Raw genomic sequence first — 21,609 nt, forward strand, 5'->3', positions numbered from 1 at the left:
GATAGCAGTCACAGCCTCAATTGTCTCCCCTGGGGCCTGGGAGGGCAAACGGGGCGTGGCCCGGAAGCTCAGATCGCGCCGCGCGCCCTCTTCGCCTCGCGTTTGAGCCGCCTCAGCTGGGCCCTGCGCTCACCGTGGATCCGCCGCAGCAGGTCCTGGGACAGCCGGTCACCCCGCGCGGCGGCCTCCTTCAGGAGCATCCGGCCTTCGCGGAGACGTCCGGCCCGCCAGAGCGCCAGACCCAGATTGTGCGCGGCGTTCGGCTCACCCTCCTCGACGGAACGACGGAGCAGACGGATCTCCGTCGCCGTGTCCCCGCCGCGTGAGTACAGCTCGGCCAGCGGGATCAGGACGTCCACGGCGCCCCGCTCGAGGTGCCTTTCCAGCAGGGCGATCGCCGCGGGACGGGCGAGGACGCCGGAAGAGGTGACCAGTTCGACGGCAGCCTCGGCGTCGCGGTCCTTCGCCTCCAGGAGCACCCGCTCGGCTTTCGCGGCATCGCCCAGCGCGCGATACGACCGGGCGAGCCGCAGCGCGACGCCCTCACGGAACCCGGCCTGTTCGAGCCAGGTCACGGCGTCCCGGTGGCGGCCCATCGTCCAGTACGTCTCGCCCAGGTGGAACGGGGCGAGGGGGTCCCCCGCCTCGTGGGCGGCGGTGAATTGCGCGAGCGCTTCGCGGTGGCGGCCCTCCCGCGTCAGGAACCAGCCGTAGTTCAGCGGCGCCCCCACGACCCCTCGGGCGATGGCCAGGCGGTACAGCGTGTCGACGACGTCGGCGCGGGGCGTGCGGCTCAGCTCGTTGGCCAGGTTGAAGATGCCGCCCGGATCCCCCTCGAGGATCATCTCAACGGCTTCCTCCACCGGATCAACGGCCGCTCCGCCGCGGCCCGCGGGCTCAGATCTTGCCACGGACCAGCTCGAGCACCCGCAGGAGGCTCTGCACCTCGGCGTCGGTCTTGGCGCGGTCCATCTCCTGCCCACCGCCGTTCTCCAGGACCGCGTTGAAATACAGCCCGTCGGACATGTACCGGACGGCGCGGGCCAGGTCCTCGCCGAGTTCCTCCGTGAGCACTTCGAGCCACTGCTTCTGGATCCTCGCGAAGCGGCGCTGGGTCTCGGCATGGGCCACTTCCGCGAGGCGGGTCGCGGCGACGAAGGAACGGTCGAGAGGTCCGCCGTCCCAGATGGCCTCCTTGATGAAGTACACGCCGGCGCCTTCCGGAGCCGTCTTCATCGCCTCGATCTCCTCCTGGGCCAGCGCGTCGAAGCGGTCCAGGAGAGCGGCGACCAGGGCTTCCTTGTTCGGGTAGTGGTACAGCAGACCGCCCTTGGAGACCCCGGCACGCGCCGCCACCGCATCCAGGGTGGCGCCCCGCTCCCCCACTTCGATCAGCATCGATTCGAAGGCGTCGAGGACGGCGTTCCTGGCTACGGGCTTTCGTGACATGGCTTCCATTCTGCATGGTTCGGTGACGGCGCGGGAGGATGACGCCCGGATTGAAACTATACAGTCCAGACGGTACAGTTATGATCATGACGACCAAGACCTTGACTCAGCACACGAGCAACGGGACGGCGCCATGGCAGAAGTGGGCGGCCCTGGCACTGCTCATGGTGCCCGTGCTGCTCGTGGCAGTGGACAACACCGCCCTCACTTTCGCACTCCCCGCCATCGCCAGCTCCTTGCAGGCGAGCGGCGTGGAACTCCTCTGGATCATCGACGCCTACCCGCTCGTCCTGGCCGCGCTCCTCGTGGCCATGGGCAATCTGGGTGACCGCATCGGGCGCCGGAAGCTCCTCATGATCGGCAGCGCCGGCTTCGGCCTGGCCTCCATCGCGGCGGCCTTCTCGCCCACCGCCGGCGCCCTGATCGCCGGACGTGCGGCCCTCGGCCTCTTCGGCGCGACCCTCATGCCGAGCACCCTGTCCCTGATCCGGAACATCTTCACGGACAACAACCAGCGCCGGCTGGCGATCGCCATCTGGGCGGCCTTCTTCTCCGGCGGCGCGGCGCTCGGCCCGATCGTGGGCGGCTGGCTCGTGGACCACTTCTGGTGGGGCGCGGTGCTCATGATGCCCGCCTTCCTGCTGGCGCCACTCCTGGTGCTGGGCACCCGGATGATCCCGGAGTCCAAGGACAATTCCCCGCACCCCATCGACGTCCCCAGTGTCTTCCTCTCGATCCTCTCGATGGGTCCCGTCGCGGTGGCCATCAAGGAGCTCACGGTGCACGGCTTCGAGCCGCTCCCGCTGGCCCTGGCGTTCTTCGGCCTGGGCATGGGCGTGCTGTTCGTCCGCCGTCAGCGCCGGATCCCGGCCCCCATGCTGGACGTCGCGCTGTTCACCAACCCGGTGTTCAGCACGTCGATCGCGGCCAACGTCCTGTCCTTCGTCTCCATGACGGGCTTCATCTTCTTCTTCTCCCAGCACTTGCAGCTGGTGGAAGGCATGAGCCCGTTCCAGGCCGGCATCACCCTACTGCCGGCCTCCGTGGCGACGATCATCGCGGGCCTGTCCTCAGTCCCACTGGTGCGCGCGCTGCGTCCGGGCACCGTGGTCACGGCGGGCCTCGCCCTGAGCACCACCGCGTACGTCCTGGTCGCCCTGTTCGGCAACAGCGTCGGCATGCCGGTCTTCCTCCTGGCGGTCTACCTGCTGTCGATCGGCATCGGCGCGGCCGAGACGATCTCCAACGACCTCATCATGGGGTCGGTGCCGCCGGAGAAGGCCGGCGCGGCCTCCGCGATCTCGGAGACCGGCTACGAGTTCGGCGCCCTGCTGGGCACCGCGATCCTCGGGTCGATCCTGACCGCCAGCTATCAGCAGCACCTGCGGCTGCCGGCCGGGCTGAGCGAGGCGGACGGCCACGCGGCGAAGGAGACGCTCGCCGGAGCGATCGACGTCGCACACCGCGTGGGTGGCGAGCTGGGTCATCAGCTGACGACGACGGCGCAGCACGCCTTCGACTCGGGCGTCACCATCACGGCCGCCATCGGCGCCCTGCTGATGGTCAGCGTGACCATCGCCGCGGCGATCGGCCTGCGCAAGGTCCCGCGCGCCACCAAGGAAAGCCAGCAGGAGCGTGCCGGTCACTGACCGGCTCCTGCGCACGACCGGTCAGTCTGGGGAGGCTGACCTGGGCCGAGGTCACCTCCGGCCCCTGGGGAGAAGCGCTCCGGGCGTCTGCCAGTGAATCCGCTGGTCAGACGCCCGGGGCGTGCCGCCCGCCGCGGACGGCTTGCCAAATGTGAAGCGCACCACCCATACTAAATGAACATTGTTCATTTTTGTGGCCCTCCTCACAAGCTAGCCATCACACATTGGAGTCTGACGTGGCTGACGAAACCACTCCCGCCGACAACGCCCAGCGCTGGATCATGCCCTCGGAGACCGCCGAGCAGGAACGTCTCTGGATGGCCTTCCCGCACGAGGGTTACACCCTGGGCGAGACGGCGGAGGACGCCCACGCCGCCCGCACCACCTGGGCCGCCGTGGCCAATGCGGCCGTCAACTTCGAGCCGGTCACCATGGTCGTCGATCCCGCGGACACCGAGATCGCCGCCCAGTACCTGGACCCGCGCGTCGAGGTCGTCACCGCGGAGCTCAACGACGCCTGGATGCGCGACATCGGCCCGAGTTTCGTCCTGGACGCCGAGGGCCGCCTCGGCGCCGTGGACTGGGTCTTCAACGGCTGGGGCGCCCAGGAGTGGGCCGCCTGGGACAAGGACTCCAAGATCGGCGCGTTCGTGGCCGGCCAGACCCCCGCGGAGCTGATCTCGTCCCCGATCGTCAACGAGGGCGGCGGCATCCACGTGGACGGCGAGGGCACCGTGCTCCTCACCGAGACCGTGCAGCTGGATCAGGGCCGCAACCCCGGCGCCACCAAGGAGCAGATCGAGGCCGAGCTGGCCCGCACCATCGGCGCCACGAAGGCCATCTGGCTGCCCCGCGGCCTCACCCGCGACTCCGAGGAGTTCGGCACCCGCGGCCACGTGGACATCGTCGCCACGCTCTCCTCCCCCGGCACGGTCCTGGTCCACCACCAGGAGAACCCGGACCACCCCGACTACGAGGTCTCCCAGGAGATCATCGCGCTCCTCAAGGACAGCACGGACGCCGCGGGCCGCACGCTCACCGTCATCCCGGTGCCCGCGCCCGCCACCCTCACCGATGAGGAGGGCTTCGTGGACTTCAGCTACATCAACCACGTCGTCCTCAACGGCGCCGTCATCGCCTGCTCGTTCAACGACGCCAACGACGCCCGCGCCGTCGAAGCACTCTCCGCCGCCTACCCGGGCCGCGAGATCGTCACCGTCGACGCCCGCGAGCTCTTCGCCCGCGGCGGCGGCATCCACTGCATCACCCAGCAGCAGCCGCGCGCCGCTCGCTGACCCATCGCGCCGGGTCCCCGCCCGGCCCGGCCAGACCCGCCCCTCCGGGTCGACGGGCAGGCCCTCACCGGTCTGCCCGTCGCGGCGACGCTGCCGCCTGGCCATGCACAGAAAGCCACCCATGGAACAACATCACCCCCGCAGCGCCCACCAGGATGTGGACGGCAAAGGGCTCAAGTCCGGTCAGCTCGGCCTGCTCGCGATCGTCGTCATCGGCCTGTCCACCATCGCCCCCGCGTACACCCTGACCGGCGCCCTCGGCCCCACGGTCCAGGAGGTCGGCGCGCAGCTCCCCATCATCTTCGTCATCGGCTTCATCCCGATGATCCTGGTGGCCCTGGCGTACCGCGAGCTCAACACCGATTCCCCGGACTCCGGCACCACCTTCACCTGGAGCACCAAGGCCTTCGGGCCCTGGATCGGCTTCATGGGCGGCTGGGGCCTCCTCGCCGCGAACATCATCGTGCTGTCCAATCTGGCGGGCGTGGCCGTGGACTTCTTCTACCTCTTCCTGGCGCAGGTCACGGGCGTGGAGGGGCTGGCCGATCTAGCGAGCAATCAGTGGATCAACGTGGCCACATGCCTCGTCTTCGTGGTCGCAGCCGTGTGGATCAGCTACCGCGGCCTGGAGACCGCCAAGAACGTCCAGTACGTCCTCGTGGGCTTCCAGCTCCTGGTGCTCGGCCTCTTCGCCATCATGGCGATCGTGAACTGGGAGAACTCCGGCCAGGGCATGGCCTTCTCCTGGGACTGGTTCGACATCACCAAGGTCGACAGCTTCAGCGCCATCACCGCCGGCATCTCCCTCTCGATCTTCGTCTACTGGGGCTGGGACGTCTGCCTGACCCTGAACGAGGAAGCCAAGGACGGCCGGAAGACCGCAGGCAAGGCGGGCACCATCACGGCGCTGTCCGTGCTGGCCATCTACCTGCTGGTCGCCATCGCCTGCATCATGTTCGCCGGCATCGGCGAGCAGGGCTTCGGCCTGCGGAACCCCGAGAATTCGGGCAACATCTTCACCGCGCTGGCCTCGCCCATCATGGGCCCGCTCGCCATCCTGATGTCCCTGGCCGTGCTCTCCAGCTCGGCGGCGTCCCTGCAGTCGACCTTCATGTCCCCGGCCCGCGGCCTGCTCGCCATGGGCCACTACGGCGCCCTGCCCAAGTCGATGGCCAAGGTCGACCCGGTGCACTTCACCCCGGCCAACGCCACCGTCGCGGCCGGTGTGATCTCCTGGGGCTTCTACGCGGTGATGCACATCGTGAGCCAGAACGTCCTCAATGACACCATCCTGGCCCTCGGCCTGATGATCTGCTTCTACTACGGCCTCACGGCGTTCGCCTGCGTCTGGTACTTCCGGAAGACCCTGCTGGCCAGCCCGCGGAACTTCCTCCTGCGCGGCCTGGCGCCCGTGGTGGGCGGCATCATGCTGTTCGTCGTGATGATCCAGACCGCGGTCGACTCCTGGGACCCGGCCTTCGGCTCCGGCACCTCCGTGTTCGGAGTGGGCCTGGTGTTCGTCGTGGGCGTGGGGATCCTGCTGCTCGGCGTCGTGGTGATGCTCGTGATGTCCCGCAAGCGGCCCGAGTTCTTCCGCGGGCAGACGCTGAAGATGGACACCCCGGCACTGGTGGACTGAGCGGTCCCCTTCCGGACTCACCGTATCGACGACGACGGCGCCGCACCCTCCCGGGGTGCGGCGCCGTCGTCGTCCTGTCAGGCGGCTGTCAGGGCTTCATGTTCTCCGCGCCGATGAGCCAGGCCTGCTGCTCGAGTCCCTCGAGCACCGTGTGCAGGAGGTCCGCCGAGGTGGGGTCCTCCTCGTCCACCTGGTCGTGGACCTTGCGGGTGGTGCCGACGGTGGCGTTGATGGCCGCGACGATGCGGTCGATGGCGTCGTGCGTGGAGATCAGGCCCTCGGGGAACGCCGCGAGGCTGGTGTCCTTCTCGACGGTGACGCTGCGGCCGTCCGGGACGGCCTCCAGGGCGCGCATGCGCTCGGCGACATCGTCACTGAGGTTGCGGGCCAGATCGATCAGGACGTCCAGCTGGAGGTGCAGATCGCGGAAGTTCGGTCCCACGATGTTCCAGTGGGCCTGCTTGCCCTGCAGGTGCAATTCGATCAGGTCGGTCAGCACGGCCTGGAGATTGGCCGCGAGCGTGGGTGATGCCTTCATGCTTCCTCCTGTGTGGTGAATTGTTCCGTACTCATGACGCTATCCCACTTCGGCGGTGGCGGGACAACTCAGATTCCGAGGAACTCCTCCAGGCGGACCACGGTCAGTCCGGAGGCCTTCTGTGCCTGGTGGAACGCCGCGAGGTCCCGTTTGAATTCCGGCCGGAAGTGCATGAGGCAGATGTCACCCGGACGCAGGCCGTTGCCCACCTGGTAGTCCATCCGGCCGGCGTTGGCCTTGCACTCCCAGTCGATGACGGCCTTGAGGCCCGCGGCGGCCACCGCGGTGCGCATGGCGTTCGAGTACGCCCCTCCGGGCGGACGGAAGAGCGTGGGCGTGGTGCCGTAGTGGCGCTTGATGTAGGCCTGCATCCCGGTCACCTCGCCGAGCTGATACTCGTAGCTCTCGTTGACCATGGAGGTGTTGTGGCTGATGGTGTGGTTCTGGATGCGGTCGCCGCGCGCCTGGAACTTCTTGAAGAAGTCCGGGTTGCCGGCGATCGCGCTCTTCGTCAGGAACAGCGTGGCCGGGTAACCGTATTCGTCCAGCAGGTCGAGTGACTCCTGCGTCTTGACCACGCCGTCGTCGATCGTCAGGAAGACCACCGGCTGTTTCGTCGTCACCCGGGTGACGACCGGCGCCAGGCCGTTCTGCACGGGCGGAAGCCTGAAGTCACCCACGAAGGTCTTACGGGGTGTGGGGGTGGCGCTCGGTGTCAGGCTCGGCGACGGACTGGCCGACGACGTCGTTCCCCCGCCGGTCGACGGCACCGGGCCGCCGCTCGTCCTCGCGGTGGAAGGTGCTGGCGGTGAGTCGGCGCAGGCCCCCAGCAGCGGGGCCGTGGCGGCTCCCAGTGCCAGCAGGGCCGCGCGGCGGCTGATGGATGAATCCGGCATGACTGGTGGTGCCCCCTACGATGACGTCGAGCTGATCATAGATCCCGAAGGTGTCGAAAACCTGCGTCGAATCGTCCGTATTTTGCGCATGACCGGTCATTACCGATATCGTGTGAGCCGCATCACCGGAAGGTGATGCGGACGCTGTTGATCCGCGGCGGGAGAGACCTCCCGGCACCCCGGGCAGGCGCCGTAGGAGCAAACCCTCCCCGGGAATCTCTCAGGCACCCGTACCGCCGCGGCGAGGCGACTCTGGAAAGCAGCCCGGTCCGCCGGGCTCACCGACGGTGCAAGCGGCGCCATCCAGCCCGCGGAATCTCTCAGGTCCCATACAGAGCGGGGAGGAACACCTGTCATCGTGGCGCCCTCGCGGCGCCTGAGCCGAAGGGTTCCTCATGTCCGCCGGACCGACCGTCCTCCCTCCCCCGGCCTGGAAGGTCACGCCTCACCGTGACCGCTCCGCGCCGTTCGGGGAACCGGCAGCGGGACACCCCTCCTCAGCGATGCAGTCAGCATGGCCCTCACCCGTCGTCCCCTGCTTCGGGGGACCGGCGGTCGAACCGGGCCATGACGCCCAGCGGATGAGCAACAGCGGAAAGAGGTAGTGAAGATGAGCACAGTGGACGCCGGCCTGAGGTATTCGGCCGAGCATGAGTGGGTCGCAGCGGACGGGGACGGCGCGGTGCGCGTCGGCATCTCCGCGGTGGCTGCGGATGCCCTCGGCGACATCGTCTATGTGGACCTGCCCGAAGTCGGCGCGGTCATCACCGCCGGGGAGACCTGTGGCGAGGTGGAGTCCACCAAGTCCGTGTCCGATCTGTACGCCCCGGTCTCGGGCGAGATCACGGCGGTCAACGCCGCGGCGTCGGACGACCCGGCCCTCATCAACAGCGACCCGTACGGCGAGGGCTGGCTCTTCACCGTGGCCGTCACCGCAGAGGGCCCGCTGCTGTCCGCCGAGGAGTACGCCGCGGCCAACGGAGGCGAACTGTGAGCGCCGCCGTCACCGAGTACGAGCAGGTGGTCCCGGCGTCGCTGAACGCGTCCCTCGCGGAACTGGACCCGGAAGTCGCGGCGAAGATCGACGACGAGCTGCACCGCCAGCGCGAGGGCCTCGAGATGATCGCCTCGGAGAACCACACCGCGTTCGCCGTCATGCAGGCCCAGGGCTCCGTCCTGACCAACAAGTACGCCGAGGGATACCCGGGCAAGCGCTACTACGGCGGCTGCGAGCACGTGGACGTCATCGAGCAGCTCGCCATCGACCGGATCAAGGACCTCTTCGGCGCCGAGTTCGCCAACGTCCAGCCGCATTCCGGCGCCCAGGCCAACGCCTCCGTCATGCACGCGCTCATCAAGCCCGGCGACACCATCATGGGTCTGAACCTCGCCCACGGCGGCCACCTCACGCACGGCATGCGCATCAACTTCTCCGGCAAGCTCTACAACGTCGTCCCGTACGGCGTGCGCGAGGACACCCACACCGTGGACATGGCCGAGGTCGAGCGTCTGGCTCAGGAGCACCGGCCCGCCCTGATCGTGGCCGGCTGGTCCGCTTACGCGCGCCAGCTGGACTTCGCCGAGTTCCGCCGGATCGCCGACTCCGTGGGGGCCTACCTCATGGTGGACATGGCGCATTTCGCCGGCCTCGTCGCGGCAGGGCTGCACCCCTCGCCCGTGCCGCATGCCCACGTCACGACCTCCACGACCCACAAGACGCTGGCAGGCCCGCGTGGCGGCATCATCCTGTCCAATGACGCGGACATCGCCAAGAAGATCAACTCAGCAGTGTTCCCCGGTCAGCAGGGCGGCCCCCTGGAGCACGTGATCGCGGGCAAGGCCGTGGCCTTCAAGATCGCGGCGTCCGAGGAGTTCCGTGAGCGCCAGGAGCGCGTCCTGGCGGGTGCCCGGATCCTGGCCGAGCGTCTCACCCGGCCCGACGTGGCCGGCAAGGGCATCTCCGTGGTCTCCGGCGGCACCGATGTCCACCTCGTGCTCGTGGATCTGCGCGACTGCGATCTGAACGGCCAGCAGGCCGAGGACCGCCTGGCCGCCATCGACATCACGGTCAACCGCAACGCCGTCCCGTTCGACCCCCGTCCGCCGATGGTCACCTCGGGCCTGCGGATCGGCACCCCGGCCCTGGCCACGCGCGGATTCGGCGAGGCCGCCTTCCGTGAGGTCGCGGACGTCATCGCGGAGGCCCTCATCGCCGACGACGACGCCGACCTCACCGGCCTGCGGGACCGTGTGCAGGCGCTGGCCGCGGCCCACCCGCTGTACCCGGGCGTGAACGGCCTCAGCTGATCGTCTCCGGTGCTGCGCGGACGGGGGTCCGCGCAGCACCGGCGGCTACGCTGTTCCGAACGCGCCACTCGCACAGTTTCACCTGCCGCACCGCATCACCCGGCGCACCGCTTCACCCGCTTCACCGCATCACCCGGCGCACCGCTTCACCCGCTTCACCCGACGACGAAGGACCCGTGCTGTGACTCTTGTCCCCGAAGGCCGTAAACTCCTGCGGATCGAACAACGCAACGCCGCGACCCCCGTGGAACGCAAACCCGACTGGATCAAAGCCAAAGTCCAGATGGGACCCGAGTTCGTCGGCCTGAAGAACCTCGTCAAAAAAGAAGGCCTGCACACCGTCTGCGAAGAAGCCGGCTGCCCCAACATCTTCGAATGCTGGGAAGACAAAGAAGCGACCTTCCTCATCGGCGGCTCCGAATGCACCCGCCGCTGCGACTTCTGCCAGATCGACACCGGCAAACCCTCCCCCCTGGACCGGCTCGAACCCACCAAAGTCGCCCGCTCCGTCCAGTCCATGAACCTGCGCTACGCCACCGTCACCGGCGTGGCCCGCGATGACCTCGACGACGAAGGCGTCTGGCTCTACGCCGAAACCGTGCGCAAAATCCACGAGCTCAACCCCGGCACCGGCGTGGAACTGCTCATCCCCGACTTCTCCGGCAAACCCGAACACATCCAAGCGATCTGCGACTCCCAACCGGAAGTGTTCGCCCACAACGTCGAAACCGTCCCCCGCATCTTCAAACGCATCCGCCCCGCCTTCCGCTACGAACGCTCCCTGGATGTCATCACCCAAGGCCGCGCCCACGGCATGGTCACCAAATCCAACCTCATCCTCGGCATGGGCGAAACCCGTGAAGAAATCAGCGAAGCCCTGCACGATCTGCACCAGGCCGGCTGCGACCTGATCACCATCACCCAATACCTGCGCCCCTCCGAACGCCACCTGCCCGTGGACCGCTGGGTCAAACCCCAGGAATTCGTCGACCTCGCCGAGGAAGCCGAAGCCATCGGCTTCCTCGGCGTCATGTCCGGACCCCTGGTCCGCTCCTCCTACCGCGCCGGACGCCTCTGGGCCACCGCCATGCGCAAAAAAGGCCGCGACATCCCCGCAAACCTCGCCCACATCGCCGACGGCATCCAAGACTCCGGCACCACCCGCCAAGAAGCCCGCACCCTCATCGCCACCCAAGCCTGACGGGATCAGCTGACATGGAATCCGCGGAAGCCGGCATGCTGTCTTTACATCTCGAGGTCATCCCGACCGCCGGCATCGTGGAGGCGGTGCGGAAGGCCGTGCCGCCGTCGTCGTCCGGTTCGATCAGCATCACCTGCCTGCCCAAGCACGGGGTGGACGCCACGCTCGCGGTGGCCACGGAGCTCGCGCGGGACGGCCACCGGGTGGTGCCGCACCTCGCGGCGAAGGGGCTGGGCAGCCGGGAGCGTCTGCCCAGGTCCTGGAGGAATGCGCGGACGCGGGCGTCACCGAGCTCTTCGCGGTGGGCGGCGACGCCGGCACTCCGGCCGGGCCGTACGCCGACGGCGAGGCGCTGCTGCGGGACATCGCGGAGCTGGGCGTCGGCCGCTTCACGCTCGGCGTGGCCGGGTACCCCGAAGGGCACCCGGGGATCCCGGATCACGTGCTCCTGGAGTCCTTGCGGCGCAAACAGGAGCACGCGAGGCGGATCGTCACACAGATGTGCTTCTCGGCCGAGAGGATCGGCGAGTACGTGACCGGTCTCCGCCGTGAAGGGGTGGACCTTCCTGTGCGGGCAGGGGTGGCCGGGGCGGTCCCCACGGCACGGCTCGTGTCCCTCGCCGCGAAGATCGGGGTGGGGTCGTCCCTTCGTTTCCTCAGCGGCAAGACGTCCCTGGCGCGGAACCTCCTGCCGGGGAACCGGTACGCCCCCGAGGAGATGATCGGCCGGCTCGGCGCGCAGTCCGGAATCGACAGCGTGCAGCTGTACACCTTCAACTCGCTCGACGGGCTCCCGGCACTCGGACCCGGGAGAGCCTCGCGCGCCTGAACCGGAACCGGTCCGCCGGGCCATTCACGTCCTGTTCACCCGGCTGTATAGACAAGTGCAGTCAAGAAGCGAATGCCCTTCACTTCGCCTTCCTACGGTGGGACCGTCCCACTCCCCCCGTGAAGGATCCACTCCACCATGAAACCCCTCTCCCGCCGCACGGCGATCGCCACCTCCCTGGCCGGCCTGGCCGCCGTGGGCACTGCAACGGCAGCCCAGGCGGCCGGCGGCTCCGCACCCACCACGTCCGGCTGGGGCCGGGCCCGCAGCGTCTTCTCGGTCATCAGCGACATCCAGGGCGATCTGCACGATTTCGCCATGGCCCTGCAGGACATCGAGACCACCAACCCCCGCACCCGCAGCGCCGGCCTGGTGATCAACGGTGACATCACCCCGCGCGGCTACGACTTCGAATACACCGACGTCCGCAAGGTGCTGGACTCCAATCCGCACCCGCGGAACGCCCACTGGGTGATCGGCAACCACGAGTTCTACGTCCCCAAGTGGCTGAACCCCACCACGCTCCGTCAGGACACCTGGCCGAACGGGTGCACCGAAGAGAAGCTGTACAACAACTTCTACGACTTCACGGGCCGCAAGAAGGTCTACACCGAGGTGGACCTGGGCGGCGTCCCGGCGCTCCTGCTCGGCACCGAGAAGTACATGCACTACCACGACAGCAAGCTCTGGGACGAGGTGTGGCTGAGCGATGAGCAGTTCGCCTGGCTCGAGTCGCGCCTGGCCTCCTACGCCCGCCGTCGCAAGCCCGTGATGGTGTTCTGCCACCACCCGCTCCCGAACACCGTCTCCGGCACCCGGAACGCGCTCTACAAGAGCGATTACCTGCAAGCCGACCGGCTCCTCAGGATCCTGGGCCAGTACAAGAACGTGTTCTTCTTCAGCGGGCACACCCACTGGGACCTGAACCTCTCCGACTGGGCCGTGCGCCGCGTGGTGCCGGGCACCGGCAACCCGGAAGGTTTCATGACGGTCAACACGGGCGCCATCCAGACCCTCTGGGAGGACGACGGCCACGGCGGCGAGCGCGCCCTGGATCCCCTGGAGGCCAGCGGTCTGCAGGTGGAGGTCTCCCACGACGGCGTGCTGCTCCGGGCCCGGGACTACCGGCGTCGGCAGTGGATCAAGGAGTTGCACGTCCCGCTGTCCTTCTGAGCTCCTCTGAGCTCTTCTTCCGAGCGGCCCGGGCCCTGGCCCGTGCCGAGTGGCGGCCCGTCCGTCGCACGGAGCAACAATGCTTCCGTGCGGGGGCGGGCCGTCCGTAGTCTGGCAAGGTGACCACCTCAACCAGCTCCGGAGTGAAGCAGCTGTTCGCCTTCCCGAATCCGGTGAACGAATACGCCGCCCGCTCCACCGCGGGGATCATCGTGGTGCTGAGCGTCGTCACCCTGGTCCTCGGCCTGACGGCCGGCTGGGGCTGGCTGCTCTGGCTCATCGCCCTGGGCTTCTGGCTCCGGGTGGCCGGCGGCCCGCGGTACTCCCCCGCCGGACGCCTCGCAGTGCACGTCATCGCCCCGCGGCTCGGTGCTCCGCGCCTGGTGCCCGGCCCTCCGAAGAGGTTCGCCCAGACCATCGGCGCCGTGCTCTCGACCGCCGCGGCCATCTTCTGGACCGTCGGTCTCGCCCCGGTGGCGTGGGTCCTGCTGGGCCTGCTGATCGTGGCGGCGTCCCTCGAATCCTTCGCCGGGTTCTGCCTGGGCTGCTGGATCTTCGGCAAGCTCCAGAACGCCGGTGTCATCCCGGAGAGCGTCTGCGAGGCCTGCAACAACATCTCTCTGCGACGGGCCTGAGCCCGTCACTGCCCCCGCGGTCGGCACGCCGCGACCCGAACGCCGGACGGGCGCCCTCCTGAGGTTCAGGAGGGCGCCCGTCCGTCTCGTGACAGTGCCCGCGGCTGAAGGCGCCGCTCAGGCGTCCCGGCGCTCCACGTAGACGCGCAGGGCATCACGCACGAATTCCGCTCCGCCCTGCCCGCCGTAGTTCGCCGCGAATCGCGGGTCCGCCACGTACATCTCGGCCAGGCCGAGCAGGTACTCCTTCGGAGCACCGTCCGGATGTCCCGGCGTTCCCGGGATCCCGGAGAGCCAGGCGTCGTGCCGTGCGGCGAGAGCCTGCGCTTCGTCGCTCGCCGGGTCGGCCCCGCGGGCCGCCGCGGCCGTCCAGTCGGCTCCCAAGCGCTGCTGGCGTTCCTGCCAGGCTCGCCGCCCGTCCTCCCCCAGGCCGCGCCACCAGGCGTCCGAATCCGCGTAGGCCTTGGCGCCCCAGCGCTGCTCGACCTCTTCCTTGTACTGCGTGTGATCGAATCCATCGAACATGTCCTGTGCCATGAGACGACCACCTCCTTTCACTTGCCTGATCGTGTGCTCAACCGCCTGGATCTGACGGGCCAGCCGCTCCTGGTCCTGCCGCAGCAGGTCCAGGTGGCGGCTGAGCGCCTCCGCCGGGTCGGTCTGCCGGGACAGCACGTCGCCGATCGCCGGCAGGCCCAGCCCCAGGCCGCGGAGCAGGAGGATCCTCTGCAAGGTGAGCAGGGCGTCGCGGTCGTAATGGCGATACCCGTTGTGTCCCACCCGGCTCGGCTTCAGCAGCCCCACCTGTTCGTAGTGCCTCAGCGTGCGGCTGGTGGTCCCGGCCATGCGGGCCACTTCCTGGATGCTCCAGTCCTCGTCGTCCTCCATGATCACCAGCGTAGAAGTTGACGCAGCGTCAAGGTCAAGGGGGCGATCTCAAGTGCTCGACGGCGGCGCCCCGCGGCGTGTCAGGCACCGGCCCGATTGTCGACCAGGCGGTGAACGCGATCAGGAAACTAAGCATGCGGAAAAGCGCAGGGAAGCGAGCGGAGAGCTCACTTCCCTGCGCTTCGGCGCCTCCGGACCTAGACCAGCGCCGGCTGCCGAAGTCCCGTGAAGGTCGAGGAGTGGAACACGAGCGGGTCCACGTGCCCCTCCCGCACTTCGTGCCCATGCACGCGCAGCAGCACGACGGCGTGGTCCCCGGCCGGGACCTCCTGCTCCACCGAGCAGTCGAGCCAGAGTGCGGCGCCCGGCAGGAGCAGCGCACCTTCGCTGCTGACACTCACCGGGAGCCCGGCGAAACGGTCCCCGTCCTTGGACGCGATCTGCCGTGCGGCGTGTTCCTGATGGGCGGAGAGCACCGAGACGCCCAAGCGGGCTGACCCGCGCAGGACGGGCCAGGTGCGGCTGGAGTTCTGGACCGCGAACATCACGAGCGGCGGGTCCAGGGAGACCCCGACCGTGAACGTTGAGACCACGAGTCCCTGCGGGGCGCCGTCCACGAGGGCAGCGAGCGCCGCCACGCCACTCGGCACTTTGGCGAACGCGTGGCGCAGCTGGGTGCTGTCCGGATCACTGACGAGCGGCACGAGCGGCACCTCCCCCGAGCAGGACGGGCTGTTCCCCCGCGACGGCGCCGCCGGGGCTGCCGGGAGAGGCGGCGTCGTCGCGCTCCGCCGAAGCGTGGTGAGCGGCGAAGAGGTTCGCCGGGCGCGGCAGGCCGTAGTGCTCCCGCAGCGTGGTCCCCGTGTACTCGGTGCGGAAGAGCCCGCGCTCCTGGAGGATCGGGACCACGTCGCGCGTGAAGACGTCCAGGCCGGAGGGCAGGACGGGCGGCATGATGTTGAAACCGTCGGCGGCGCCGGTGGTGAACCAGTGCTCGATGCGGTCCGCCACCTGCTCGGCCGTCCCCGCGAAGGTCTGGTGCCCCCGGCCGCCACCGAGCCGGCCGATGATCTGCCGGACCGTCAGGCGCTCACTGCGGCCCAGCTCCACGATGAGGGTGCGGCGGCTCTTGTTGGCCTCGATCTGGGACTCCTCGGGGAGGTCGTCCGGAAGCTGCTCGTCCAGGGCCAGGCGCGACGGGTCGACGCCGATGACCCCGGCGAGGTGGCGCAGCGCGTGTTCGGGCAGGATGAGACGGTTCAGCTCCTCGTCGAGCGCGCGGGCCTCCTCCTCGGTGGCGCCGATGACGGGGACGATCCCGGGCAGGATCTTCACCGCGTCGGCGTCACGCCCCGCGAGCGCCACACGGCGCTTGAGGTCGGCGTAGAACTCCCGGGCGCTCTCGACGGTCTGGTGCGCCGTGAAGATCGCCTCGGCCCAGCGGGCGGCGAAGTCGCGTCCGCTCTCCGAGGAGCCCGCCTGGATGATGACCGGGCGGCCCTGCGGCGAGCGCGGCGCGTCGAGGGCGCCTTCCACCTGGAAGAACTCGCCACGGTGCAGCACGGGGTGGACCCGGGAGGAGTCGCCCCACACGCCGCGGTCCTTGTCCCCCACGTGGACCTCGTCCTCCCAACTGTCCCAGAGTTTCTCCGTGACCTGCAGGAATTCCTCGGCCCGAGCATAGCGGTCGGCGTGGGCCGGCTGGCTGTCCAGGGAGAAGTTGCGGGCCGCCGCGTCGCCGGCCGTGGTCACCACGTTCCAGCCCGACCGTCCGCCGCTGATCTGCTCCAGCCCGGCGAACCGGCGGGCCAGGTTGTACGGCTCGTTGTAACTCGTGGAGGCCGTGGCTACGAGTCCGATCCGCTCGGTGACGGCGGCGATGGCGGCCAGGAGAACGGTCGGTTCGATCACGCCGTAGGGGCGCTGGGTGACGTCCCCGTGCAGCAGCGGTGAGTCCGCGAAGAACACGGCGTCGAAGTGTGCCTGCTCCGCGGTCTGCGCGAGCCGCTGGTAGTGCTTCACGTCGGTGGCGGCCCGGGTGTCGCTCTCCGGCAGGCGCCAGGAGGCCTCGTGGTGCCCATTGCTCATGAGGAACGCGTTCAGGATGAGTTGGCGTGGCATGGTGTTCCTTCCTCTTCAGACAGGTCGAGTGTTCAGCGGCTGGACTCGGCCAGGCGCCAACGGGAGAAGTGGCGTTCCAGGGCCACCAGAAGGTAGTTGACGGTGAGGCCCAGCACCGCGACGGTCAGGATGCCCGCGTACATGTCGGGGATCAGGAAACTCGACTGGGCATTCGTGATCAGGTATCCGAGCCCGGCCTTGGCTCCGACCATTTCGGCGGCGATCAGGACGAGCACGGACGCGGTGCCCGCCATCCGCACGCCGGTGAAGATGGTGGGGACGGCGGAGGGCAGGATGACCTTGAGGAACAGCCGCCCGCTCCCGAGACCCAGGGTCCTCGCGGCCCTGATGAGGAGCGGATCCACGCTCCGGGCGCCCAGGATGGTGTTGAGCAGGACCGGGAAGAACGCGGCGTACGCGACGATGCTGATCTTGGAGACCTCCCCGATGCCCAGCAGCAGGGTGAACACCGGCAGCAGTGCGAGCGCCGCGGTGTTGCGGAACACCTCGAGCAGCGGATTGAGGAAGCGGTCGAGCCCGCGGTACCAGGCGATGAGGAGACCGAGAGGGACGCCCAGGCCGACCGCGATGGCGAAGCCGCTCACCGACCTGCCGAGGCTGGCCAGCACGTGCTCCTGCCACTGTCCGGACTCGATGAGCTTGCCCAGTGCGGCGAGCACCTCGTGGAGGGGCGGCAGGAAGACCCGCGTGGCCTCGTCGAGGAACAGCCCCGGGCCGAATTCCCACAGGAGCAGGAACAGCACGATCGCTCCGGTGGACCAGAGCACGCGGCCGGAGACCCTGCCGATCGCGCCTGCCACCCGCCGCACGCGCGCCCCTGCGGACGACGCCGGCGCCCCCGCCCGCTCTCCCGGACCACGCGTCGTGGGACCGTCAGCCGTGGTCACCCCACCAGGAGTGCCGTCGGCCGCCGCGGTGGCGGGCTGTGTGGACGCCGCGGAGCCGGCACCCGCCCCGGCTCGGTCCGCGACCCCGGCCGGAGCCGTCGTCGTTCCCGCCGCACCGGCAACCGGACCGGCACCCGGCTCCGTCGCCGCCGTCGTGATGATCTCGTCGTTCACCGTGCTCGTGCTCATCAGGCCGCGCTCCTCTCACGTCCGGCGCCCGCCCCGGCGGGGACCCCGGCCGGGACTGCGCCCGCCCCCGCCGGGACCTCGTCCGGTGCTGAGCCGTCCGGGCGGATCTTGGCGTGACCGGAGGCCTGAGCCCGCCGGACCTCGTCGTGCAGGAGTTCCCAGAGCAGGTGCCGCTGGCGGACGAACGCCGGGCTGGACCTCAGATCGCCCTCGGCGTCCCGGTCCCCCAGGTCGATGTCCACGATCGTCTTGACCCGCCCGGGCCGCGAACTCAGCACCGCGACCCGCTGCCCCAGGTACACCGCCTCGTCGATCCCGTGGGTGATGAAGATGATGGTCTTGCCAGTCCGCTGCCAGAGCCGGACCAGTTCGTCCTGGAGCTGTTCGCGGGTCTGGGCGTCCAGCGCCGCGAACGGCTCGTCCATCAGGAGGACGTCCGGTTCATAGGCCAGGCTCCGGGCGATCGCCACGCGCTGCCGCATGCCACCCGAGAGCTCGTGCGGGTACCGGTCCTCGAACCCGTCCAGTCCCACGAGGGACAGATATTCGAGGGCCCGGGCCCGGCGTTCCTTCCGGTTCAGGGACTTGCCGTCGAGCTGACGGTCCTCCAGACCGAACGCCACGTTCTCCGCGGCGGTGCGCCACGGGAAGAGGGCGTACTGCTGGAACACCACGGCCCGGTCCGGACCGGGACCCGTGACGGGACGGCCGTCCAGGAGGACCTCCCCGCTGTCCGGCGAGGCGAGGCCCGCGAGGATGTCGAGCAGGGTGGTCTTGCCGGAACCGCTCGGCCCCACGAGGGTCAGGAACTCCCCGGCCGCCACGTCCAGGCTCACGTCCTGGAGCGCGGTGAGGCGGACGCCTTCTCCGGACTTCGACCCCTTGCCGGGCCGCAGGCGGAAGGACTTGCTGACGTTCCGGAGGCTGATCTTCGGGGTGCTCATTTCTTGCCCTCCGTCCCGGTGCCCGCGAGCGCGTTGAACTCATTCGTGTAGTACTTGGACGCCTGCACATCCTTGTTGAGGATCCCGGTGTCCTTGAGCCAGGTGTTCCAGCGCTGGAAGTCCTCGTCCTGGATCGCGCCGTTCGCCGGGATGGCGATGCTCTTGAAGTACTTGAGGGTCGCGGTGCTCTCGTTGCGGTGCCGCTTGGTGATGATGTCGGTGAACCGCTGGATGACGGTGGCACGGGGCGTGGTGCTCGCCCACTGGATCGCCTTGGCCACGCCGGTGGTGAAGGTGCGCACCGTGTCCGGGTTCTTCGCGATGAAGTCGTTCCGGAAGACGTACTGGCCTCCGGCGAACGCCCCGAACAGCCCGTAGTCGCTGAAGAGGGACCGCAGCCCGCCCGTGGCCACCGCGTTGTCCTGGAGCACGCCGCTGAGTGCGCCGGCGTCGACCTGTCCATGGCGGATCGCCTGTTCGGTGTCGTTCGGCGCGACCACCACGAGCTGGACCTGCTTGATCTCGTCCTTGCTGAGGCCGTTCTTCTGCAGATACGTGGTGATCACGGCGTCCGCGTGGGCGCCCAGGGTGTTGACGGCGATCTTCCGGCCGATCAGGTCCTTCGCGGTCTTGATCGGGCTGTCCGCCTTCACATAGAACCCGTAGAAGGACTTCGCGTCGGAGCCGTAATAGTTGATCACGGCCTTGACCGGGGCGCCCGCCTCCTGGAGCTTCACCACGGCCCCGGCAAACGCTCCGCCGAACTCCGTGTTGCCCGTGGCCGCATTCTGGATGCTGGCCGGGCCGCTGATGGTGTTGCCCACCCAGTCGAGCTTCAGGTCTCCCAGGTAGCCGAGATCCGCCGCCAGCTCGGGCAGCGTGACGCTGTTGGCGCTGCCTTCGTAGCGGAGCGTCTTGACCTGGTCCTTCGCGCTCTGGGCCGTGGCGGCCCCGCCGCAGGCGCTCAGCACGAGTGCGGTGGCACTCATGATCGCGGCTGCGATCACAGTCCTGCTCACGGTTCTCTTGCTGGTGCGCTGGCCCACGGGGCTTCTCCTCGATTGCTCTGGCGGACCCGGTGGCCCGCCGTGTGGGAACCATCTGAGCAGAAGCGGAACGGAAATTCGCGGGTCCGTTCACGGGAGGAAAGGCGGCTCAACATTGCGCGCCGGCCGGGCGTGCGACGGCGGATGACGCCCGGCGTCGCCCCGTGAGCTTCGGCGCGGCGCGCCGCACTCGGAGGAGGCGCACCGGCGGGCCCGGTGTGACGCTCCGTGGCGCACGATCACGCCGTGTGAAGCCGGATCACGGCGCATTGCGCGATGCCGGCCGCACCCCGCGCCGCCCGATGGCGGAGATTCGTGACAGAGAAAGTCGCTCCGTGACCCGGCTTCCGGACACGGAAAAGGGGACGGCCTGAAGCCGTCCCCTCGTCCACTCACACACTGCTCTCACCAGTAATGCGCCACATCCACCACCAGGCGGGATCCTCCCCCCGGTCCGTCCAGGATGAACGCCCGGAACGGCAGCCGGGCCCTCACACCCAGGCCGATCGACGTCTTGCCCTCGAAGGAGCCGGCGAACGCCACCTGGCGGAAGGCCGAGTAGCCGGAGACGTTGGACAGTTCCCGGGGATTGGCCGGGATGTAGCTCGCGGTCCCGTCCGCCCGGTAGGCCGGGTCGTTGACCACGATGTTCAGGAACGCCCCGCCGCGCAGCGGAACCACTTGCCCGCTGGCGATCTGCCGCACCTGAGTGACATAGCTGACGGTGAATCCTTTGGCCTTGCCCTGAAGGTCCACCACGAGGCGGTCGTAACAGGTCTGCTGGCCTGTCCGGACGTTCGTCACGGGTGCCGTGGACATGCCGCCGGCGCTCTTCGCCAGCGACCCCCAGGTGATGCCGCAGTACGGGCTGGCCTGCGCCCCTGCGGGGGCGATCAGACCGAGTCCGGCCAGCAGGAGAAGTGCCATCAGCAGCGCACGGATCTTTTTCATGACCGCTCCTCCGCAGAATGAACGCTGATAGGCCCACGCTACGCCGGTCACGGTCCGCGGGATCCTGCCGGAGCCGCGATGAGCACCGGATCGTTAAACGACCGGGAAGGCCGAGTCCGAACAGTGATCCGGGCGGGGTCAGTCATCCCCGCCGAGCTCCAGCGCATGCCAGCGGACGGCGGTCACCTCGGGGATCGGCACCACGGTGGCGATGGCCTTCTCCAGGGCGGCGTCGCTCCGTTCGGCCGCGCTGAGGACCACGGTGAGCTCGGTCTGCCCCTCCTGGATGTCCCGGGCCTCCACCGAGTGCACCGTGAACTCGGGGCGCTGCACGGCCTCCACCACGGCGGACCGGACAGCGACCTCCGCCAGGGTGCTGGACCGGACCACGAAGTGGTACTCCGTGGCCACGGTCTCCCGGGCGGCCGGACCTCCGCGGCGGTCCAGCAGACGTCCCAGGGGCCGCAGCAGCAGATTGGACAGCACGACGGCGAGGGTCCCGCCGAGCGCCGGCAGCAGCATCCCGCCCCCGGCGAGGGCCCCGACCGCGGCCGAGGCCCACAGCGTGGCCGCAGTGTTGAGTCCCGAGATCGAGGCGCCCTGCTTCATGATCACGCCGGCGCCCAGGAAGCCGATGCCGGAGACGATCTGCGCGGCCACGCGGGTGGGGTCCGCGCGTTCCCCCGTGAAACTGAAGGCGCCCATGATCACGAACAGGGCGGCCCCCAGGCTGACGAGGGCGTTGGTGCGCAGGCCGGCGGTGCGGGACCGGAGCTGGCGTTCGAAGCCGATCGCGGCTCCGAGGCCCAGCCCGGCCACCATGCGCAGGGTGAGGTCGAGGGCGTCCATGGGGTTCCTCCCAGTCTTCGGTGGCGATGCGGCGCGGGGCCGCGGGACGGCGGAGCGCACGACGACGGCGGCCGGCGGCTCGGCGCGCTGCCGGCCGCCGTC

The 21,609-nt window shown here is 69.1% G+C and carries 22 protein-coding genes and 1 riboswitch; of the genes, 10 read left to right on the forward strand and 12 right to left on the reverse strand.

Going from position 1 to position 21,609, the window contains the following annotated elements; translation table 11 throughout:
- Positions 1-68 precede the first annotated feature (68 nt).
- Complete coding sequence (locus tag BLV63_RS15220) at positions 69-911, reverse strand: tetratricopeptide repeat protein (protein WP_139244713.1); 843 nt, start codon at positions 909-911, stop codon at positions 69-71.
- Positions 898-1,449: a TetR/AcrR family transcriptional regulator gene (locus BLV63_RS15225; RefSeq protein ID WP_066214228.1), complete on the reverse strand. Its 552-nt coding sequence runs from the start codon at positions 1,447-1,449 to the stop codon at positions 898-900. The genes BLV63_RS15220 and BLV63_RS15225 overlap by 14 nt, the downstream gene beginning before the upstream one ends.
- 86 nt (positions 1,450-1,535) lie before the next feature.
- On the opposite strand from BLV63_RS15225, the gene BLV63_RS15230 reads away from it, so the two are divergent.
- From BLV63_RS15230 to BLV63_RS15240, 3 genes are all read left to right on the forward strand, one after another.
- Positions 1,536-3,098, forward strand: coding sequence for an MFS transporter (locus BLV63_RS15230; RefSeq protein ID WP_254780572.1), 1,563 nt, complete (start codon positions 1,536-1,538; stop codon positions 3,096-3,098).
- Between the two features lie 281 nt (positions 3,099-3,379).
- Positions 3,380-4,393, forward strand: coding sequence for an agmatine deiminase family protein (locus tag BLV63_RS15235; protein ID WP_066214626.1), 1,014 nt, complete (start codon positions 3,380-3,382; stop codon positions 4,391-4,393).
- A gap of 121 nt (positions 4,394-4,514) precedes the next feature.
- Positions 4,515-6,032, forward strand: a complete 1,518-nt coding sequence (locus BLV63_RS15240) for an APC family permease (RefSeq protein ID WP_066214223.1) — start codon at positions 4,515-4,517, stop codon at positions 6,030-6,032.
- An 88-nt stretch (positions 6,033-6,120) separates the two neighbouring features.
- On the opposite strand, the gene BLV63_RS15245 is transcribed toward BLV63_RS15240, so the two are convergent.
- Together BLV63_RS15245 and BLV63_RS15250 are read right to left on the reverse strand one after the other, a co-directional pair.
- The gene (locus BLV63_RS15245; RefSeq protein WP_066214220.1) at positions 6,121-6,570 is read right to left on the reverse strand and encodes a Dps family protein; all 450 of its coding nucleotides are present in this window, start codon (positions 6,568-6,570) and stop codon (positions 6,121-6,123) included.
- A gap of 68 nt (positions 6,571-6,638) precedes the next feature.
- Positions 6,639-7,226 carry a polysaccharide deacetylase family protein gene (locus BLV63_RS15250; RefSeq protein WP_254780573.1) on the reverse strand — a complete coding sequence of 196 codons (588 nt, stop codon included), beginning with the start codon at positions 7,224-7,226 and terminating at the stop codon, positions 6,639-6,641.
- A gap of 46 nt (positions 7,227-7,272) precedes the next feature.
- Between BLV63_RS15250 and BLV63_RS18970 the strand changes: the two genes are divergently transcribed.
- The 7 genes from BLV63_RS18970 (at position 7,273) to BLV63_RS15280 (ending at position 13,611) form a co-directional block, all read left to right on the forward strand.
- Positions 7,273-7,602, forward strand: coding sequence for a hypothetical protein (locus tag BLV63_RS18970; RefSeq protein ID WP_254780574.1), 330 nt, complete (start codon positions 7,273-7,275; stop codon positions 7,600-7,602).
- A 12-nt stretch (positions 7,603-7,614) separates the two neighbouring features.
- Positions 7,615-7,712: riboswitch (glycine riboswitch) on the forward strand.
- 364 nt (positions 7,713-8,076) lie between these two features.
- On the forward strand, positions 8,077-8,460 hold the full coding sequence (gene gcvH / locus BLV63_RS15255; protein ID WP_066214621.1) for a glycine cleavage system protein GcvH: 384 nt from the start codon (positions 8,077-8,079) through the stop codon (positions 8,458-8,460).
- Complete coding sequence (gene glyA, locus BLV63_RS15260) at positions 8,457-9,773, forward strand: serine hydroxymethyltransferase (protein WP_066214214.1); 1,317 nt, start codon at positions 8,457-8,459, stop codon at positions 9,771-9,773. Before gcvH ends, glyA begins: the two co-directional genes overlap by 4 nt.
- Positions 9,774-9,954: 181 nt before the next feature.
- Complete coding sequence (gene lipA / locus BLV63_RS15265; protein WP_066217608.1) at positions 9,955-10,974, forward strand: lipoyl synthase; 1,020 nt, start codon at positions 9,955-9,957, stop codon at positions 10,972-10,974.
- 301 nt (positions 10,975-11,275) lie between these two features.
- On the forward strand, positions 11,276-11,803 hold the full coding sequence (locus tag BLV63_RS15270) for a methylenetetrahydrofolate reductase (RefSeq protein WP_066217412.1): 528 nt from the start codon (positions 11,276-11,278) through the stop codon (positions 11,801-11,803).
- A gap of 138 nt (positions 11,804-11,941) precedes the next feature.
- Complete coding sequence (locus tag BLV63_RS15275) at positions 11,942-12,976, forward strand: DUF4073 domain-containing protein (RefSeq protein WP_066217410.1); 1,035 nt, start codon at positions 11,942-11,944, stop codon at positions 12,974-12,976.
- A 119-nt stretch (positions 12,977-13,095) separates the two neighbouring features.
- A complete protein-coding gene (locus BLV63_RS15280) occupies positions 13,096-13,611 on the forward strand; it encodes a DUF4395 domain-containing protein (protein ID WP_066217408.1) in 516 nt (171 codons plus the stop codon).
- 117 nt (positions 13,612-13,728) lie between these two features.
- On the opposite strand, the gene BLV63_RS15285 is transcribed toward BLV63_RS15280, so the two are convergent.
- The 8 genes from BLV63_RS15285 to BLV63_RS15320 form a co-directional block, all read right to left on the reverse strand.
- On the reverse strand, positions 13,729-14,499 hold the full coding sequence (locus tag BLV63_RS15285) for a MerR family transcriptional regulator (RefSeq protein ID WP_066217421.1): 771 nt from the start codon (positions 14,497-14,499) through the stop codon (positions 13,729-13,731).
- A 197-nt stretch (positions 14,500-14,696) separates the two neighbouring features.
- On the reverse strand, positions 14,697-15,203 hold the full coding sequence (locus BLV63_RS15290; RefSeq protein ID WP_066217420.1) for a flavin reductase family protein: 507 nt from the start codon (positions 15,201-15,203) through the stop codon (positions 14,697-14,699).
- Positions 15,187-16,620: an LLM class flavin-dependent oxidoreductase gene (locus BLV63_RS15295; protein WP_082724332.1), complete on the reverse strand. Its 1,434-nt coding sequence runs from the start codon at positions 16,618-16,620 to the stop codon at positions 15,187-15,189. Before BLV63_RS15295 ends, BLV63_RS15290 begins: the two co-directional genes overlap by 17 nt.
- A 32-nt stretch (positions 16,621-16,652) precedes the next feature.
- Positions 16,653-17,717 (reverse strand): ABC transporter permease, encoded by a 1,065-nt coding sequence (locus BLV63_RS15300; RefSeq protein ID WP_082724331.1) that lies wholly within the window; start codon positions 17,715-17,717, stop codon positions 16,653-16,655.
- Positions 17,717-18,661 (reverse strand): ABC transporter ATP-binding protein, encoded by a 945-nt coding sequence (locus BLV63_RS15305; RefSeq protein ID WP_082724330.1) that lies wholly within the window; start codon positions 18,659-18,661, stop codon positions 17,717-17,719. Before BLV63_RS15305 ends, BLV63_RS15300 begins: the two co-directional genes overlap by 1 nt.
- On the reverse strand, positions 18,658-19,707 hold the full coding sequence (locus BLV63_RS15310) for an ABC transporter substrate-binding protein (protein WP_254780575.1): 1,050 nt from the start codon (positions 19,705-19,707) through the stop codon (positions 18,658-18,660). The genes BLV63_RS15305 and BLV63_RS15310 overlap by 4 nt, the downstream gene beginning before the upstream one ends.
- A 405-nt stretch (positions 19,708-20,112) precedes the next feature.
- Positions 20,113-20,658 (reverse strand): AMIN-like domain-containing (lipo)protein, encoded by a 546-nt coding sequence (locus tag BLV63_RS15315; protein WP_066217406.1) that lies wholly within the window; start codon positions 20,656-20,658, stop codon positions 20,113-20,115.
- Positions 20,659-20,796: 138 nt separating this feature from the next.
- Positions 20,797-21,507: an MgtC/SapB family protein gene (locus tag BLV63_RS15320; RefSeq protein WP_066217404.1), complete on the reverse strand. Its 711-nt coding sequence runs from the start codon at positions 21,505-21,507 to the stop codon at positions 20,797-20,799.
- Positions 21,508-21,609: the final 102 nt, after the last annotated feature.

The organism is Arthrobacter woluwensis, from assembly GCF_900105345.1.
GTDB classification, from domain to species: domain Bacteria; phylum Actinomycetota; class Actinomycetes; order Actinomycetales; family Micrococcaceae; genus Arthrobacter_E; species Arthrobacter_E woluwensis.